This window comes from Mycobacterium sp. 3519A (assembly GCF_900240945.1).
Classification (GTDB): domain Bacteria; phylum Actinomycetota; class Actinomycetes; order Mycobacteriales; family Mycobacteriaceae; genus Mycobacterium.
In genome coordinates, this window is record NZ_OESG01000014.1 from 1692561 (window position 1) to 1709537 (window position 16977).

The following is a 16977-nucleotide window of genomic DNA, read 5'->3' on the forward strand; positions in this document are numbered from 1 at the left end:
GGAATCGGCAAACTATTTCTTGAGTCGACGGCTGCCGCCGTGCCAATCCTCTTCTTTGCCAACCGATTCCGTATCGACACCGAAGCTCGCCAATTGAGGACGCTCCCGCAGGCTGCGCTTTATCTCCGCGAACCCGGGGAAACCGGCCAATCCGATGACATGGTCCCAGAGCCGAGCGGCATCCTCTGGTGACGGCAATCTGCTGATCACCGGCCCGAAGAACGCCGTCCCGTCCGGCGGCTGGAAGTGCAGGATGGGGGTCCCGACGTCGCGGCCCGTCAGCGCGAGCGCCTCCTCGGTCTCGGCACGGATTTCGTCGTCGTATCCCGTGTCGTCGAGCGCATCGGCCAGGTCGACGGGTAGACCGAGATCCTTCAGCAGCGGTTCGAGCATTTCCCGCGACCCTTGGCCAGAAGCCGAAAGCGGGTCGACCTCGCGCGAGGTGTCGAAGATCCTCGTCCCCATCGCCTCGTAGAGCGGCCCGACGGCGGCGCGCCCCTGCTCCGCACGCACCCGCGCGGCGACCCGCAACAGCCGCAGCCCCGCGGTGTGTCCGTCTTCATACTCGGGAGGAAAATGGCTCGCGTAGTCGATGTGCGCGTTGAGGATGCGCAGCGAGATGAACCGCCAGTCCACCGCGTAATCCCGCTGGGCCGCCACCATCCGCACCCACTTGCTGGTCATCCACGCGAACGGACAGACCGGGTCGAAGTAGAAGTGCAGATCGTAGTCAGATGTCATGGTTCGCAAACTACCAGCGGGATCATCCGATCAGTCCATGACTGGTAGTCGTTGATGGTCGGATAGACCTCTGCCAGCCGCTGCCAATAGCGTTGCCGCTCTTGCTCGTTGGCGTCGCGCGCGGTCAGGTGCAGGATCTCTTTTTTGATCTGTACCTGCACGTTCGGGTTGGCTTTGAGGTTGAGGTACCACATCGGGTGTTTGTCGCTGCCGCCTCTTGACGCAGGCACAATCACCTTGTCGCCGTCGCGGATGTAGAGCAGCGGCGCTACCCGCGGCTGGCCGGTCTTTCGACCCATCGTCGTCAGCAGCGCGACGGGCGCCTTCTGCACGGCGCCGCCGAGCCTGCCCGCGGTCACCTTGTACATCCAGGTGTTTGCGCGTGACATCCACTTGATGAACGAGTCGGCGAACGGGGAATTCAGGTTGGGCGGCGGCGACTTTGCCATGCGCCGATCCTAGGACGTCAGGAAGGGGCGAACGACCGCCCTGATGTGGTGGATGGTGCCGTCTTCGGCGGGAATGACGAATGTCTCGTCGATATGCGCGCCAACCCGCCTGCCCCCGATCGACGGTTTGGTCACCAGATCGAACCTGGCCCGCACGACATCTCCCTCGACGGTGAAATCGGGAACACTGGTAGAACGGATCACCCGGTACTGCGGACCGCCATTCAGACTGCGGCGCAAGTGATCTCCCGAGAATCCCGTCTTCACCCCGAATTCGATCCTGGTACAGCCGGGCGCGAACGGAACCTTGTCGGCGTCGTGGCTCACCAGCGCATCGATGTAAGCCTGTGCGGCCGCGATCCGTTCGGCGTCCGACGTAGACACTAGATCCGCTCGATGATCGTGCCGGTGGACAACGCGCCGCCGGCACACATCGTGATCAGCGCCGTGCTCTGATCGGTGCGCTCCAATTCGTGCAATGCCGTGGTGATCAGTCTGCTGCCGGTGCTGCCGACCGGGTGGCCGAGCGCGATGGCGCCTCCGTTGACGTTGACCTTGTCCATGTCCGGGTTGTGCACCCGGGCCCACGACAGCACGACCGAGGCGAACGCCTCGTTGATCTCGGTGATGTCGATGTCGCCCATCTTCATGCCGGCCTTCTCCAGTACCTTGGCCGTCGACTGGACCGGGCCGTCGAGGTGGTAGTAGGGCTCGGCGCCGACCAGCGCCTGGCTGATGATCCGCGCCCGCGGCCGAAAACCGTGCGCCTTGGCCACATCACTGTCCATCCATAGCACCGCGGCGGCGCCGTCGGAGATCTGCGATGAGGTGCCGGCGGTGTGGATACCGTCCTCGATCACCGGTTTCAGCGATGCCAGACCCTCCAGCGTGGTATCGCGCAAGCCCTGGTCGCGCGTGACGGGTGCCCGTTCGGAGGTCGGCTGCTTGTTCTCGTCGAGAACGGGCGCCTCGATCGGGCTGATCTCGCGGTCGAACCGGCCTTCGGCCCACGCCTGCTTCGCTTTCCGTTGCGAGTCGAAGCCGAGTTGGTCAATGTCCTCGCGAGTGATGCCCCGCCGCTTGGCAATCCGCTCGGCGGCCGTGAACTGGTCGGGCAGGTCGATGTCCCACGACGAGGGTCGCAGGATGCTGCGATCGGGGCCCGCGTTGGCGCCGAGGCCGACGCGGCTCATCGCCTCGATGCCGCACGCGATGCCGACGTCGATGGCGCCTGCCGCGATGAGGCCGGCGATCAAACCGTTGGCCTGCTGGCCGCTGCCGCACTGGCAGTCCACCGTCATCGCGCCCACGTGTTCGGGCAGGCCGGCGACCAGCCAACTCACCCGCGTGATGTTGTTGGATTGCTCGCCGAACTGCGTGACGCAGCCGCCGATGACCTGCTCGACGTCCCCGGCGTCGATGCCGGCCTTCTCGACCAACGCCTTCTGCGTGGCGCCCAGCAACTCGGTGGCATGCAGTCCGGACAACCATCCGTTCCGCTTGCCGATTGGGCTGCGGGTGGCTTCAACGATGACAGGGTTACCCATTCCGTCAGGCTAGAACACGTTTCATTAGTCTGACAAGCGAGGATGGCGACCTGCCTTTTATCTGCGGTGGAGGCATGTTTTACTGGCACTAGAACACGTTGCAATTGAGGAGAGCTTTATATGCCCTGCCCCATCTCAGCCGACTTCGACTTCCTCGACGCAGAACTGAACCTCGCGGGTCTGCCCGTCGCTGAGCTCGCCGAGCTGCGCAAGTCCGAGCCGATTCACTGGGTCGACGTCCCCGGCGGCACCGGCGGCTTCGGAGACAAAGGGTACTGGCTCGTCACCAAGCACGCGGACGTCAAGGAAGTGTCGAAGCGCAACGACATCTTCGGCAGCTCGCCCGACGGCGCGATCCCGGTCTGGCCGCAGGACATGACCCGCGACGCCATCGATCTGCAGAAGGCTGTGCTGCTCAACATGGATGCGCCGCAGCACACCCGGTTGCGCAAGATCATCTCTCGCGGCTTCACCCCCCGCGCGGTCGGGCGGTTGGAGGACGAGTTGCGTGCGCGCGCCCAGAAGATCGCCGAGACCGCCGCGGCGGAACAGTCGGGCGACTTCGTCGAACAGGTGTCCTGCGAGCTGCCGCTTCAGGCCATCGCCGGCCTGCTCGGTGTGCCGCAGGAGGACCGCGACAAGTTGTTCCGATGGTCCAACGAGATGACCGCCGGCGAGGACCCCGAGTACGCGCACATCGACCCCGCGGTGTCGTCGGTCGAGCTCATTCAGTACGCGATGCAGATGGCCGCCGAGCGCGCGAAGAACCCCACCGAGGACATCGTCACCCAGTTGATCGAGGCGGACATCGACGGGGAGAAGCTCTCCGACGACGAGTTCGGCTTCTTCGTGGTCATGCTCGCGGTGGCCGGCAACGAGACGACGCGTAACTCGATAACCCACGGCATGATCGCCTTCTCGCAGAATCCGGATCAGTGGGAGCTGTACAAGAAGGAGCGACCGGAGACCGCGGCCGATGAGATCGTCCGGTGGGCCACCCCGGTTTCGGCGTTCCAGCGCACCGCGCTCGAGGACACCGAGTTGGGCGGCGTGCAGATCAAGAACGGGCAGCGGGTGGTGATGTCCTACCGCTCAGCCAACTTCGACGAAGAGGTGTTCGACCACCCACACACCTTCAACATCCTGCGTAACCCCAACCCGCACGTCGGTTTCGGCGGAACGGGCGCCCACTACTGCATCGGCGCTAACCTCGCCAAGATGACCATCAGCCTGATCTTCAACGCGATCGCCGATCACATGCCCGATCTCAAACCGATCGGCGAGCCCGAGCGGCTGAAGTCGGGTTGGCTCAACGGGATCAAGCACTGGCAGGTGGATTACACCGGCAAGTGTCCCGCCTCTCGCTGAGACTCGAGGAGGAGTCGGGTGGATTTCACACCGAATCCGGAACAGCTGGCTGTCGCCGATGTGGTGACGTCGGTGCTGGACCGGGACAACAGCTGGGACGCACTGGTCGCAGGGGGCGTGACGGCGCTGGCGGTGCCCGAACGTCTCGGCGGTGACGGCGTCGGACTGGCCGAGATCGCGACGGCGCTGACGGAGATCGGCAGGCACGGCACCGTCAGCCCGGCGCTGGCCACGCTCGGGTTGGGTACCGCGGTGTTGCTCGATCTGCCGTCCGACGAGCAGCAGGACCGCTACCTCACCGGTGTCGCAAAGGGTTCGGTGCTCACGGCCGCACTCAACGAAGCAGGCGCACCGCTTCCCGACCGGCCGTCGGTCACCTTTGCGGACGGCAAACTCAACGGCACCAAGATCGCGGTTCCCTATGCGCAACAAGCGGAGTGGATCATCGTGACGGCCGACAACGCCGTCGTCGTGGTGTCGCCCAAGGCAGCCGGTGTCCAGCTGACCAAGACCCCGTCGTCGAACAAGGGCGACGAATATACCGTGACGTTCACCGGCGCCGAGGTCGACGGCGTGCTCGACGGGTCGTCACCGCACCGGGTCAACCAGTTGGCGCTGGCCGCGATCGGCGCATTTGCGTCCGGCCTCGTGGCTGGTGCGTTGCGGCTGACAGCAGACTACGTGGCCAACCGTCATCAGTTCGGCAAGCCGCTGTCCACGTTCCAGACGGTGGCCGCACAGCTCGCAGAGGTCTACATCGCTTCGCGCACACTGACATTGGCGGCGACCTCGGTGGTGTGGCGGCTTGCCGAGGGCCGTGACGCTGACGACGACCTCGACGTGCTCGGCTACTGGCTGGCCTCACAAGCGCCACCGGTGATGCAGATCTGCCATCACCTGCACGGTGGCATGGGCATGGACATCGACTACCCGATGGACCGCTACTACTCCACCATCAAGGACCTGACCCGGTTGGTGGGCGGGTCGTCGCATCGTCTCGAGCTGGTGGGAGCGCAATGTTCATCGAACTGACCCCCGAGCAGCGTCAGCTGCAAGCCGAACTGCGGCAGTACTTTTCCGGCCTCATCTCGTCTGACGAGTACAAGGAGATGGAGGCCGATCGGCACGGTAAGGCCTACCGCGCAGTGATCAAGCGGCTGGGCAACGACGGCAAGCTCGGCGTCGGCTGGCCGAAGGAATACGGCGGGCTCGGCTACGGTCCGATAGAACAGCAGATCTTCGTCAACGAGGCGCATCGAGCCGACGTGCCGCTGCCCGCGGTCACGCTGCAGACCGTCGGACCGACGCTGCAGATGTACGGCAGCGATCTGCAGAAGAAGAAGTTCTTGCCCGCGATCCTCGCCGGTGACGTGCATTTCGCGATCGGATACACCGAACCGGAGGCGGGCACTGACCTCGCTTCTCTGCGGACCACCGCTGTTCGGCAGGGCGATGAGTACATCGTCAACGGGCAGAAGGTTTTCACCACGGGCGGACATGACGCCGACTACATCTGGCTGGCGTGCCGCACCGATCCGGAAGCGGTGAAGCACAAGGGAATCTCCATCCTCATCGTCGACACCAAGGACCCGGGCTATTCGTGGACCCCGATGATCCTGTCCGACGGTGCGCACCACACCAATGCCACCTACTACACCGATGTCCGAGTGCCCGCCGACATGCTGGTCGGCGAGGAGAACGGTGGCTGGCGACTGATCACCACGCAGCTCAACAACGAACGCGTGATGCTGGGTCCTGCAGGCCGGTTCGCCAGCATGTACGACCGCATCCACGCCTGGGCCTCCAAGCCAGGCAGCAACGGCGTCACACCCATCGACCAGCAGGACGTGCGCCGCTCGCTCGGCGAGATCCACGCGATCTGGCGGATCAACGAGTTACTCAACTGGCAGGTGGCCGCGGCGGGTGAGGACATCAATGTCGCCGATGCGGCGGCGACGAAAGTGTTTGGCACCGAGCGCATTCAATACGTCGGGCGGTTGGCCGAGGAGATCGTCGGCAAGTATGGGGATCCTGCCGACCCGGACACGGCCGAGCTGTTGAAGTGGTTGGACAGCCAGACCAAGCGGAATCTGGTGATCACATTCGGTGGCGGAGTGAATGAGGTGATGCGCGAGATGATTGCGGCGTCGGGTCTCAAGGTGCCGAGGGTCCCCAGGTGAGCGCGATCGAGGAAATCCAGGCGGCGGCCGAGAAGGTCAAGGCCGAGGGCAAGAGCAAGCCGCGGGTCGGACGCCATCCGGTCAACCGGCCCATGATCGACCACTGGCTCGACGCGATGGGGGACAAGAACCCGATCTACGTCGACGAGGACGCCGCCAAAGCGGCAGGCCATCCCGGCATCGTCGCACCGCCTGCGATGATCCAGGTGTGGACGATGGCGGGTCTCGGCGGGGGCAGGCCTGCCGACGACCCCCTGACGAAGATCATGGAATTGTTCGACAACGCAGGCTTCCTCGGCGTCGTCGCCACCAACTGCGAGCAGACTTATCACCGGTATCTGCGCCCTGGCGAAGAGGTCAGCGTGCTGGCCGAGCTGACCGATGTCGTCGGCCCGAAGAAAACCGCGCTCGGCGAAGGGTTCTTCATCACCCAGAAGATCACCTGGCAGGTGGGCGACGAGGACGTCGCTGAAATGATGTGGCGCATCATGAAATTCCGGCCGGCCGAGAAGACCGCAGGCGCTCAGGTGCCCGAGGATCTCGATGCGGCCTCGATGATGCGGCCTGCATCGTCGAGGGACACCAAGTTCTTCTGGGACGGCGTCAATGCGCACGAACTGCGGATCCAGAAGAGGCCCGACGGCAGCCTGCAACACCCGCCGGTGCCTGCGATCTGGCAGGACAAGGACGCAGCCATAGAGTATCAGGTGGCGAGCGGCAAGGGCACGGTGTTCAGCTTCGTCGTGCATCACGCACCGAAGGTGCCGGGCCGCACGCTACCGTTCGTCATCGCGCTCGTCGAACTCGAAGAGGGAGTGCGGATGCTTGGTGAGCTCCGCAACGTGGACCCTGCCAAGGTGGAGATCGGAATGCCCGTCCGCGCAACGTATATCGACTTTCCCGAAGGCGAGTCAGGTCCTGCCTGGACGCTGTACGCATGGGTGCCGGACAAGTGAGCGCGCCGACGGTCGAGGTGGGCACGAAACTGCCCGAGTTGTCGCTGTACGGCGACCCGACGTTTATCGTGTCGACGGCGATCGCCACACGCGATTACCAGGACGTCCATCACGATCGCGACAAGGCGCAGGCAAAGGGGTCGAAGGACATCTTCGTCAACATCCTCACCGACACCGGCCTGGTGCAGCGGTATGTCACCGACTGGGCTGGCCCGAAGGCCGTCATCAAGTCGATCTCGCTACGCCTCGGGGTGCCCTGGTACGCCTATGACACGGTGACGTTCAAGGGTGAGGTGACGGCCGTCGATGGTGACCTGATAACCCTGAAAATCGTTGGCAGCAACAGCCTTGGCGACCACGTGATCGCCACCTCGTCACTCACGATCGGAGACGCCTGATGGCCGGCCAGTTGTCCGGGAAGGCGGCGATCGTCGGCATCGGCGCCACCGACTTTTCGAAGAACTCCGGCCGCAGCGAGCTCCGACTGGCGGCCGAGGCGGTGCTCGATGCCCTCGACGACGCGGGTCTGACAGCTGCCGATGTCGACGGCATGGTGACGTTCACGATGGATTCGAACACCGAAGTCGCAGTGGCGCGGGCGACCGGCATCGGCGAGCTGAAATTCTTCTCCAAGATTCATCACGGAGGCGGGGCGGCCTGCGCCACCATCCAGCAGGCGGCGATCGCGGTCGCGACCGGTGTCGCGGATTGCGTTGTCGCATACCGTGCTTTCAACGAACGCTCGGGAACGCGATTCGGTCAGGTGCAGATGCGGCTGGTCGAGAACGCCGACTCGACAGGTGTGGACAACTCGTTCTCGTATCCGCACGGCCTGTCGACCCCTGCGGCGCAGGTGGCGATGATCGCCAGGCGCTACATGCATCTGTCGGGCGCGACGAGCAAAGACTTCGGCGCTGTCTCGGTGGCCGACCGCAAACACGCAGCCAGGAATCCGAAGGCCTACTTCTACGAGAAGCCGATCACCATTGAGGATCACCAGAATTCGCGGTGGATCGCTGAACCGTTGAGGTTGCTCGACTGTTGTCAGGAAACCGACGGCGCCGTCGCGATCGTGGTGACGTCACCCGAGCGGGCCAAGAATCTCAAGCACCGGCCGGTGATCATCGAGGCGGCGTCGCAGGGCGCCAGCCCGGACCAGTATTCGATGGTCAGTTATTACCGCCAGGAGTTGGGCCTGCCGGAGATGGGGCTCGTCGGCAGGCAGCTGTGGCAGCAGTCCGGGCTGAAGCCGACCGATATCCAGACCGCGGTGCTGTACGACCACTTCACCCCGTTCACCCTGATCCAGTTGGAGGAGTTGGGGTTCTGCGGGCAGGGCGAAGCCAAGGATTTCATCGCAGACGGTGCGATCGAGATCGGTGGGCGGCTGCCGATCAATACCCATGGTGGTCAGCTGGGCGAGGCCTACATCCACGGAATGAACGGCATCGCCGAAGGCGTACGCCAGCTTCGGGGCAGCTCGGTCAACCAGGTGGACGACGTCGAGCACGTACTCGTCACCGCGGGCACCGGCGTCCCGACATCAGGCCTGATTCTCGGCTGACCTCGCTACCCGCGCTGCGGGTCTACTACCCTCAGTACCGCTGGACTCGCCGAAGCGATTCATGGGGGTTGTGACGTGCACCCGACGGAAGGCCCGTCGCCCGACGAACCAGGGCCGGACGACGCCGACACCGGTCCACTACAAGTCGTTGAGCCGACACCGGAGGACGACGGCTGGGGGCCTGCGGCCAACACCTGGGCGGGCCGGTTCGACGCACCCCTGACGGTGAATCCCCGCCAGATACAGAACAACCGCAAGCCGGTGATCTTCTTCGGCATCGTCGGCCTGGTGGTGATCGCCGCAGTGGCGACATTGATTTGGTGGCTGGTGACGCCATCGGACGAATCTTCCGAGGCCTCGTCGGGCGCCAGCCAGCACGCAAGCACCTCAGCCTCCGCTGAAACCGACCCGCACGTCCTGGCGTTGATGCGATTACTTCCCGCCGGCTATCCGGAGGGTTCATGCAAACCGATCGCCGAGCCGAAAGGCGCGCTCGCACAGGTCAATTGCGATACCAACTCCGACCCCGGTGGACCGGTTTCGGGCACCTACAGCCTGGTGGCTGACAAAGACGCGCTCGACCGCGCATTCAGCGACATCATTGGGGCCGCAACAAGAGTCAATTGCCCGGGCAACATTCAGTCGCCTGGTCCGTGGCGTCGCAACGCCACTCCCGACAAGATCAGCGGAACGTTGTTCTGCGGGCTTCAGGGAGATCGCCCGATGGTTGCCTGGACAGATGAGGCCAGGCTGCTGGTCAGTGCGGTCCAGGCGGGGCCGCGAGCCCCGACCTTCGACGAGCTTTACGCGTGGTGGTCATCTCATTCATGAGATTGCGCTAGCAACCAATCTGTCGGTCTGCGCCGTGGATCAGCGCGTCCGTCGTACGGTTTACATTTTTATCACTACGAGTGAGAACCTGCCTGTTAGCAGCCGAGATTAGCGCGGGTAGGGGTAGCTCGCGACCCGCCCCGGCGCAAGTGGTAGGTAGCTTGACGTCAATTCTGGCAAATCGTAGGCTGATGTGAGCTACGCCACAGGCGGATACCAGGCCCGCCAGGCGAAGGGGGGCGAGCGCAATGGCCGCGCGAAAGCCGTTGCCGGAGAGTGAGCTGGCCGCCATGGGGACTTCTGAGGGCGGCAGAGGCGTCGTCGTCGCATGCCAGCCGCGGCACAGGGCTCGAGCGATGTGCTCCTGTGGGTGGCGGGGTAAACCGCGCTTGATGTTGTCAGCGGCCAAACTGGACGCACTCATGCACGCCTCGCAATGCGGATGCGAACCGGGCATTCCAATGGTCTCGACGGAGACCGCGGACGTGCTCAAACCGCCAGGCGTCTTGGCGGTCAAGTGTCCCGCCGGATGCGGGGCGACTTTGTCTGTCCCACTCAGAATCGCTGATACACCGTCGGTCGGATCCGGTGCCGATGACCTCGACGCTCGTTTTGTCGCCGAGGCGCCGGAGTTGCACGACTGCATCGGCGCGCACCTGCGAAACTGTCCGGCGGCCAAGACGTCTCGTGCCGCCGCGCCGCTGCGGAAGGCCGCAGGGTAAACCTGCCCGGCCTGGTGGTCAGGCGGTTGGTGCCGGCGGAACCGTCGTCACCGGCGTTGCGGGCGCGGTCGGCGCCGCGGACGGAGTGACCGGAGTTCCTTGGCTGCCCGCAGGCAACGGCGTGGTCTTCGTGCTTGCAGGCTGCGGGGCACCCTCGACGCTGGCGGCCGCCGGTGCACCCTCCGGCAGCGGCGTGCCCTGCGAGCCCGCGGGAAGTGGCGTTCCCGCGGAGCCTGCCGGCAACGGCGTGCCCTGGCTGCCCGCGGGTAGCGGGGCTCCCGGAACAGCCTCGGCGGACGCGGGCATCGGTGCGCCAGGAGCGGGCGCAGCGGTGGTGGTCGGGGTGGCGCCTTCAACGGCGGCGGGCGTCGGAGTCGCTGGGGTGGCGGCAGGCGCGGGTGAGACCTGGCTGCGCGCCGGCGGCGTCCACTGCGAGGAACCCTGGTTGCGAGGCGCTGGCGCCGCTTGCGCCCAGGCGAGACGATCCTGGCCGCCCGCGTTGTAGACGACAGCGTCGGGCGCATCTCCGGTCACGTCGAAATACACCTTGCCAGTGGTCTTTTCGCCCTCGGCGAGCGTCGCGGGGTTGACGCCCTGCGGCGTCGCGACACCGAACAGGACGCGGTAGTTCTCGCCGCTCTTCGCGCGGGCGTTCAGGTTGGAAACGATGGGGGTGGCAGAACCTTGGATGGCCTCATCGGTAGCGGTGGCCTCCCACAAGGTGCCCGCGACGGGGTAAGGAATCGCATCTGAACTCGGCCGTAGGTCGGTGATCGTCCAGCCCTGAATGACGTTGCCGTCAACGAGCTTCGCCTGGCTGCCGACCGTGGTCGCGGTGACGTCCTCGGCAGAGGACAGCGGCGCTGCGACGAAGGCGACCGCGCCTGCGGTTGCGACGGCAGCGGCGGCGCTCAAAAGAGTCGTGGGGGTGCCGATCTTCATGGTGTGCTCCTGAGTCATCCGACCTACGCGTTCAAGGCTCGTGCACTTGGTTCCCTAGGAAGCTATCAGGTTAGGCCGCAGTTGTGGACGTCGCACGGTAGCCCCACGCGCACAAGCTGATTCGCGGGACTGAGTTGGCGCGTGCCGGCGCCAGCGAGAAATGGAGCAGCAAAGTTCACGCGCTGTTCTCACTATCCATGCGGGCGCCGATCAACGTGACAACTCCAATCCATCGGGGATCGAAGATGATTGCCAGGGAGCCGAACAGCTATGCTCGGCGTCAGTTGCAGCAGTTACGCCGGGGGTTGTACGGCTGATCCCGAACATTCGGGCACAGACACCACCGGCTTGATGCTGTCCAGCAGCGGCTGAACCGGAACGCGGGCTGCGCCGGGAGAAGTCGGCTCCGTCAGTTGAAACTTCACTTCGACAGTCTGCTGCGGCGCAACGGCCAACTGCACTTCGAAGGTCGGGTGACCGCGATCCTTGCCCTTGTAGTAGAGCGTCCTCGCACCATTCACCAATACGCCGCGCGCGACCGTATTTTTCGTTGCGACAACACTGACCGACAGTACGTCGGAACCCTTCGGCAATTGGCTGACGTCGATCCCTTCCGCGATCCCCGGCTGACCGATGACGTACTCCGGCAAGGACTGCTCATCGCGTACCGTATTCGTCAGCCGGACCGTGACGGTCGAGTCTCTCGTCGCGGAATCGCACGCGCCTGCGGTGTAATCGATGAACCGAGTCAGGTAGTAGTCCATCTTGTTACCGCTCAAATTGTTGATCACCACCTGGGCATACGGCGCGGGATCATCCGGAATTACATGCGCCAGTGGGGTCTTTTCAAGCAGTTGCTGATTGGCAGGCAATGCACTCCAAATGGCGATACGCCCTTCGCTGGCCGCTCGGCCCAACGCATTGAGTAGCTCACGCGGGGACGACAGTGGCTCGGTCATCTTCCTGACGACCGCGGCAGCGACATCCTTGAGATATTGCTTGCGCGCGTCGTTATCAGCGGCAAAACGGATGTAGGCCGTCGATTCGGTGAGTTCGATCACGTTGTCCTTCGTGACCACCTCGCCGTCGGGCAATGTCACCGGCCCCACTGCGGTGAGAATATAACTCAGCGCAACAGGATCGATCGCGATGGCGCCATCGACCGTCGTTCCGGATTGCTGCTCCCACATCGACTTCCAGATCTGGGCTGCATACGGAAAATGTGGACTCCAATTGCTGTTTCGGAAATCGGTCGTAGGACGCATGAATCCGTATCTGGCTGCGAACTCCGGACCGAGATCAAGCGGGGCGAACGGCATGGTCAGCTCGTTATTACTGCCCAAGGTGTCCACGTTCGGTTTGCCGTTGTCGAAGCGGAGAATGCCGAATGCGCCGAGAAGGCCGCCGGTGCCACGGGCTTCCGCGTTGGTCTGGAATCCCATGAAGTAACTGCGCGGGCCGTCGGCTCCCATCATCGAGGGTGCGAGCTGCGCGGCGAGGGAAGCGTGATCGAGAAGGTTGGACAGCTCGGACGTTTGCGCCTGCAGTGCGCTACGTGCGTCGCGCATCACCGACAGATAACCGGGCTCGGATATCGCGCCGGCCTGGTCGCCCAATCTGGTTGCCGCCTTGGAGATCTCGCTCAGTTGGGGCGCAGCGGTGCGCAAAAGTTGCACATCGAGACGACCGTCGGCGAGCACGCGGGTCGGGGTGATGGCCTCACCGACATTCACAGAGGGCCGCAAGACGTCCACTGTCAGACCCAACACGACATCTGACACTTGTTGTCCCGTCTTGAACGGGCTGCCTACCCAAGGCACCACCGACGCGACGTTCCACGGCAGCGAATGAGTCGCATCCCTGGCGCTTTGGGCGTCGGACATCGCTGCGTCGACCAATTTGGCGGCCTCGTCAGTGCGGCCATTCGACAGCGCCTCCTTGGCTTTCTGTGCGTTGCCGCGCGCTTCTTCGAGACTCGACTTGGCATGCGTGGCTTCGATCCCCAACCATGCGCCAAACGCGACGACTACCAACAGCAACAGCCCCGCCAATGCGAGACCACGCTTACCACTGGGCCATAGCCGCCGCCGTGTTGTCGGCTCCGACTCGGCGCTGTCCTCCGGATCGTCTCCATCCGTTTCGGGCACGTAGCCTTCGTCTTCGTCTGCCACTCGGACAGCATCCTCTCGCGCTGGGTCCTTGCGTTGACAATTACGCAAATGCAGAATCGACCGCCCGACGGGGTCGAGCGGTCGATTCTGCGATTACTAGCTGTTGGACGGAGCGACTAGCAGCCGACGCTCGCACTTCCCGTAATGCTGCCGTAGCCCCCGAACGAAATTCCGAGTCCCGCTACGCAGAACGTCTTGCCGGCAATCCCCAAGGCTTTGAAGATCGGTGCAAGGATCAGCGGTCCGATGATCGGGAGATTAAGGGTGAAGCTCCCGAGTGGCGTCGCCCTGGTTCCGAGCGGTGTACTGCTGCCCGGAGCGGGTGTCGGCCCGAAGAAGAAGAAACTGAAATCGCTGATGGTCGCCGGTCCCAGCGGTATTTCGCTGAGAACCTGCGTGATCGGCGCGGTGGGCGCCGAGATTTGGGGGGCCGCCTGCGCCGCAACTGGCACTAGGCTGGCCGCCGCCGCGACAGCGACCGCCGCTGTCGTAACTTGAAGCCTTGTAGCAATCGTGTTCATGGCTCCCCCTGCCTTTCCTCCGTGGAAGTCTCTGCTAGCTTCGCAGACCTCACAATAGCGTGTCAACCTCCAGATTCATAGTATTTCGGCGTTTGCCAGCAACTGTGTCGGTCGTTCGGACGATGAAATTCGACGTCTCCGTCAGCGAACTTCTGGTGAATCTGCAGTCAGCGTTCGCCTGCGCTTAACCGGGGGTGAGCCGCGCTATGGAGCCGAGGCACCGTGACTGGGGCCGCTCAACGAGAAAGTGCGATGTCAATGACGTGCGCTCAGCCGCGCGAGCGCTGGCCGGGCTTCGGCAACTTGTCAGGAGGAGTTTGCCGCAATTTTCCGACGCAACTAAACCGGCTTCGGCATCAAAGGCGGTCGTTTTATGCGGGAATCAGCTCCACGCCGGCCAGCGCCACCGCGTTATCGCGTGCCGGCGCGGTGACGACGGCCGTGAAGCCGTCGCCTGACTTCCAGACGCTTGCCTTCAGCGTCTCGCCGGGAAAGACGACACCCGCGAACCGGGCGCCATAACTGGCCACGCGCGACGTGTCCCCGTCCAGCAGCGCATCGACCATGGCCTTGCACGTCATGCCGTACGTGCACAGACCGTGCAGGATCGGACGCGGGAACCCTGCTGCCGCGGCGAAGTCAGGGTCTGAATGCAGCGGATTGCGGTCGCCGCACATCCGGTACAACAACGCCTGCTGCGGCGACACGGCGATGGACAGCTCGAAGTCGGCTGCGCGGTTCGGGGGTTCGGATGGCGTCGACGGACCGCGTTCACCACCGAAACCGCCCTCGCCGCGCGCGAAGATCGACCGCTTCTGCGTCCACAGCGGTGTGCCGTCCGGAGCCTTGACCGTCGTCTCGGACCAGATCACCGCGGCCTTGCCCTTGTCCCAGATGTCGGTGAAGCGGGTCACCGCGATACCGGTGCCGGAGGGCGGGATCGGGCCCGGTGCGGACACCGCCTCGCTGGCATGCAGCACCTTGGAGAGCTCGATGTCGATGCCGGGAAACTGGACCGTCGGTGGCTTGGTCATATGGAAGCTCTGCGCGACGTTGCCGAATGTCGGCAACACCTGCGGTGTCTCGTCGGTCAGATAGCGCAACTCCCGCTTGTCCATCGGATCGGCGCCCGCGCCGAGTCCCAGGTGGTACAGCTGGACATCGCTGCTGGTCCAGGAGAATTCGGCCGGTTCGAGCTCGGCTCCCAGCGCCTCATCCAAGTTGATCGGCATCAGTTGGCCCCCGCAATGTGTAGTGCCGCAAGGTATCCGAAGGTCATCGCAGGACCGATCGTCCCGCCCGGCCCCGGGTACGTGTGCCCCATCACCGGCGCACTGACATTACCTGCGGCGTACAGCCCCTCGATGACCGAACCGTCGTCGCGCAGTGCGCGGCCGTGCACGTCGGTGCGGATGCCGCCCTTGGTGCCGAGATCGCCGGGCACCATCTTGGCCGCGTAGTACGGCGGATGGCTGATCTCGCCGAGATTGGGGTTCGGCTTGTTGGTCGGGTCGCCGTAGTAGCGGTCGTAGGCGCTTTCGCCGCGGTGGAAGTCCTCGTCGATCCCCGACTGGGCGAAGCCGTTGAACCGGTCGACGGTCGCCTTCAACGCGTCGAAAGGAAGGTCCGCCTTCTTCGCCAACTCGTCGAGGGTGTCGGCCTTGACGATCACACCGGACTCCAGCCACTTGCTCGGAATACGTTGTCCCGGTTGCAGTCCCGCGAAGATGTACCGGTCGCGGTACTGCTGGTCGAACACCAGCCACGAGGGAATGTTCTCACCGGGACCCGGCCCCTGCCCGTACTCGCCGCCGTACATTCGGTGACCGGCCTCGACGTAGGGCAACGATTCGTTCATGAACCGCTTGCCTGCCATGTTGACCATGATCGCCCCCGGCGAATTACGCTCCGACAACGCGATCCACGGTGCGCCGACCAGCGGCACCGTCGGAATCCACCAGGCGTCTTCCATGATGTCGAGCGCCGCGCCGAGTTTCTCGGCCGCGACGATGCCGTCGCCGGTGTTGGCCATGGCGCCGACGGTCCAATCCGCTGTGATCGGCGCGCGCTGGTACTTCACCCGCATCTGTTCGTTGCGCTCGAAGCCGCCGGCGCCGAGAACGACACCCCTACGCGCGCGAATGAGTTCTGGTTCAGCCGATTCCGGCGCCGTCGAGTCACGGACGTAGATCCCGCGGACCACACCGTCCTCGACATAGAGGTCGGTGAGCGCGGTGTTCAGTCGCACCGGAACGCCCGCCTGCTGCAGGCCGATCCGAAGCGGGGCGATCAGCGCGCGCCCCATACCGACGAGGTTCTTGCCGGTGGCCTTGGCCCACATGGTCCTGGCGCCCACCTTCAAGCTGCGTAGCACCCCGCGTGGATGACGCTTGAGCTGGTTGAGTCGCACGTAATCCTGTTGCATCACAACCACATTGAGCGGAACCTTGCCGTACGGCGGTTCCAGGCCTGACTCGTCGGCACCGAGTTTGCGGGCGTCGAACGGCTTCGGTTCGATGGATCGGCCGCCGGGACGTCCACCCGGCGTCTCTGGGTAGTAGTCCGAGTAGTCGGGCACCCAGCACATCTTCAGCGGTGAGTGCTTCAGCACGAAGGACAGCATCTCCGGGCCGCGTTCGAGATAGGTGTCGATGCGCTCTGGTTCGACGACGTCGCCGACGATCGTGTGCAGGTATTTGCGGGCCGCCTCGGGGGTGTCTGTCACACCGTCGCGCTTGAGGATTTCGTTGTTCGGGATCCACACGCCGCCGCCCGAGCGCGCCGTAGAACCGCCATAGTGCGGCGCCTTCTCGACGACTACTGTTGATAGTCCCTGGTGGGCCGCGGTGAGGGCGGCAACCATGCCGGCGGCGCCGCTTCCCACCACGACGACGTCATACTCCTGACCCGTCATGTAGAACACGTTATAGAATTGCCCGGCCGACCCACAACTGCGCCGGTCGAAGAAACGAGTGGACCAAGAGA

At 64.3% G+C, this 16977-nt stretch carries 16 protein-coding genes; 7 read left to right on the forward strand and 9 right to left on the reverse strand.

The window, feature by feature from the left end; all coding sequences use genetic code 11:
- Positions 1-12: 12 nt before the first annotated feature.
- From C1A30_RS29260 to C1A30_RS29275, 4 genes are read right to left on the reverse strand one after another with little or no spacing between them, the layout of a single operon-like run.
- The gene (locus C1A30_RS29260; protein ID WP_101951724.1) at positions 13-741 is read right to left on the reverse strand and encodes a hypothetical protein; all 729 of its coding nucleotides are present in this window, start codon (positions 739-741) and stop codon (positions 13-15) included.
- Entirely contained in the window at positions 738-1190 is a 453-nt protein-coding gene (locus tag C1A30_RS29265) for a nitroreductase family deazaflavin-dependent oxidoreductase (RefSeq protein WP_101951725.1), read from the reverse strand. The genes C1A30_RS29260 and C1A30_RS29265 overlap by 4 nt, the downstream gene beginning before the upstream one ends.
- Before the next feature lie 9 nt (positions 1191-1199).
- Positions 1200-1574: a hypothetical protein gene (locus C1A30_RS29270; RefSeq protein ID WP_101951726.1), complete on the reverse strand. Its 375-nt coding sequence runs from the start codon at positions 1572-1574 to the stop codon at positions 1200-1202.
- On the reverse strand, positions 1574-2737 hold the full coding sequence (locus C1A30_RS29275; protein ID WP_101951727.1) for a steroid 3-ketoacyl-CoA thiolase: 1164 nt from the start codon (positions 2735-2737) through the stop codon (positions 1574-1576). Before C1A30_RS29275 ends, C1A30_RS29270 begins: the two co-directional genes overlap by 1 nt.
- Before the next feature lie 120 nt (positions 2738-2857).
- Between C1A30_RS29275 and C1A30_RS29280 the strand changes: the two genes are divergently transcribed.
- From C1A30_RS29280 to C1A30_RS29310, 7 genes are all read left to right on the forward strand, one after another.
- Positions 2858-4105 (forward strand): cytochrome P450, encoded by a 1248-nt coding sequence (locus tag C1A30_RS29280; RefSeq protein WP_101951728.1) that lies wholly within the window; start codon positions 2858-2860, stop codon positions 4103-4105.
- Between the two features lie 18 nt (positions 4106-4123).
- Positions 4124-5137, forward strand: coding sequence for an acyl-CoA dehydrogenase family protein (locus C1A30_RS29285; RefSeq protein ID WP_101951729.1), 1014 nt, complete (start codon positions 4124-4126; stop codon positions 5135-5137).
- The gene (gene fadE29, locus C1A30_RS29290) at positions 5122-6285 is read left to right on the forward strand and encodes an acyl-CoA dehydrogenase FadE29 (RefSeq protein ID WP_101951730.1); all 1164 of its coding nucleotides are present in this window, start codon (positions 5122-5124) and stop codon (positions 6283-6285) included. Before C1A30_RS29285 ends, fadE29 begins: the two co-directional genes overlap by 16 nt.
- Entirely contained in the window at positions 6282-7241 is a 960-nt protein-coding gene (locus C1A30_RS29295; protein ID WP_101951731.1) for a bifunctional MaoC family dehydratase N-terminal/OB-fold nucleic acid binding domain-containing protein, read from the forward strand. Before fadE29 ends, C1A30_RS29295 begins: the two co-directional genes overlap by 4 nt.
- Positions 7223-7639: a MaoC family dehydratase gene (locus C1A30_RS29300; protein WP_200828462.1), complete on the forward strand. Its 417-nt coding sequence runs from the start codon at positions 7223-7225 to the stop codon at positions 7637-7639. Before C1A30_RS29295 ends, C1A30_RS29300 begins: the two co-directional genes overlap by 19 nt.
- On the forward strand, positions 7639-8805 hold the full coding sequence (locus C1A30_RS29305) for a lipid-transfer protein (protein WP_101951733.1): 1167 nt from the start codon (positions 7639-7641) through the stop codon (positions 8803-8805). The genes C1A30_RS29300 and C1A30_RS29305 overlap by 1 nt, the downstream gene beginning before the upstream one ends.
- Positions 8806-8880: 75 nt before the next feature.
- Complete coding sequence (locus C1A30_RS29310) at positions 8881-9636, forward strand: hypothetical protein (protein ID WP_235010248.1); 756 nt, start codon at positions 8881-8883, stop codon at positions 9634-9636.
- A 740-nt stretch (positions 9637-10376) separates the two neighbouring features.
- Here the strand turns inward: C1A30_RS29310 and C1A30_RS29320 are convergent.
- The 5 genes from C1A30_RS29320 to kstD form a co-directional block, all read right to left on the reverse strand.
- Entirely contained in the window at positions 10377-11300 is a 924-nt protein-coding gene (locus C1A30_RS29320; RefSeq protein WP_101951736.1) for an MPT63 family protein, read from the reverse strand.
- A 293-nt stretch (positions 11301-11593) separates the two neighbouring features.
- On the reverse strand, positions 11594-13471 hold the full coding sequence (locus tag C1A30_RS29325) for a DUF4012 domain-containing protein (protein ID WP_369974189.1): 1878 nt from the start codon (positions 13469-13471) through the stop codon (positions 11594-11596).
- 116 nt (positions 13472-13587) lie between these two features.
- On the reverse strand, positions 13588-13992 hold the full coding sequence (locus C1A30_RS29330) for a hypothetical protein (protein WP_142392682.1): 405 nt from the start codon (positions 13990-13992) through the stop codon (positions 13588-13590).
- A gap of 371 nt (positions 13993-14363) precedes the next feature.
- Positions 14364-15224 carry a MaoC family dehydratase gene (locus C1A30_RS29335; protein WP_101951738.1) on the reverse strand — a complete coding sequence of 287 codons (861 nt, stop codon included), beginning with the start codon at positions 15222-15224 and terminating at the stop codon, positions 14364-14366.
- The gene (kstD, locus tag C1A30_RS29340) at positions 15224-16906 is read right to left on the reverse strand and encodes a 3-oxosteroid 1-dehydrogenase (protein WP_101952960.1); all 1683 of its coding nucleotides are present in this window, start codon (positions 16904-16906) and stop codon (positions 15224-15226) included. Before kstD ends, C1A30_RS29335 begins: the two co-directional genes overlap by 1 nt.
- Positions 16907-16977: the final 71 nt, after the last annotated feature.

Bases quoted from the DNA above. Each gene is read 5' to 3' on its own strand.
- C1A30_RS29265 (WP_101951725.1), bottom strand. From the start codon at position 1,190: ATGGCAAAGTCGCCGCCGCCCAACCTGAATTCCCCGTTCGCCGACTCG.
- C1A30_RS29305 (WP_101951733.1), top strand. From the start codon at position 7,639: ATGGCCGGCCAGTTGTCCGGGAAGGCGGCGATCGTCGGCATCGGCGCC.
- C1A30_RS29330 (WP_142392682.1), bottom strand. From the start codon at position 13,992: ATGAACACGATTGCTACAAGGCTTCAAGTTACGACAGCGGCGGTCGCT.
- C1A30_RS29335 (WP_101951738.1), bottom strand. From the start codon at position 15,224: ATGCCGATCAACTTGGATGAGGCGCTGGGAGCCGAGCTCGAACCGGCC.
- C1A30_RS29260 (WP_101951724.1), bottom strand. From the start codon at position 741: ATGACATCTGACTACGATCTGCACTTCTACTTCGACCCGGTCTGTCCG.
- fadE29 (WP_101951730.1), top strand. From the start codon at position 5,122: ATGTTCATCGAACTGACCCCCGAGCAGCGTCAGCTGCAAGCCGAACTG.
- C1A30_RS29275 (WP_101951727.1), bottom strand. From the start codon at position 2,737: ATGGGTAACCCTGTCATCGTTGAAGCCACCCGCAGCCCAATCGGCAAG.
- C1A30_RS29280 (WP_101951728.1), top strand. From the start codon at position 2,858: ATGCCCTGCCCCATCTCAGCCGACTTCGACTTCCTCGACGCAGAACTG.
- C1A30_RS29320 (WP_101951736.1), bottom strand. From the start codon at position 11,300: ATGAAGATCGGCACCCCCACGACTCTTTTGAGCGCCGCCGCTGCCGTC.
- kstD (WP_101952960.1), bottom strand. From the start codon at position 16,906: ATGACGGGTCAGGAGTATGACGTCGTCGTGGTGGGAAGCGGCGCCGCC.
- C1A30_RS29300 (WP_200828462.1), top strand. From the start codon at position 7,223: ATGGGTGCCGGACAAGTGAGCGCGCCGACGGTCGAGGTGGGCACGAAA.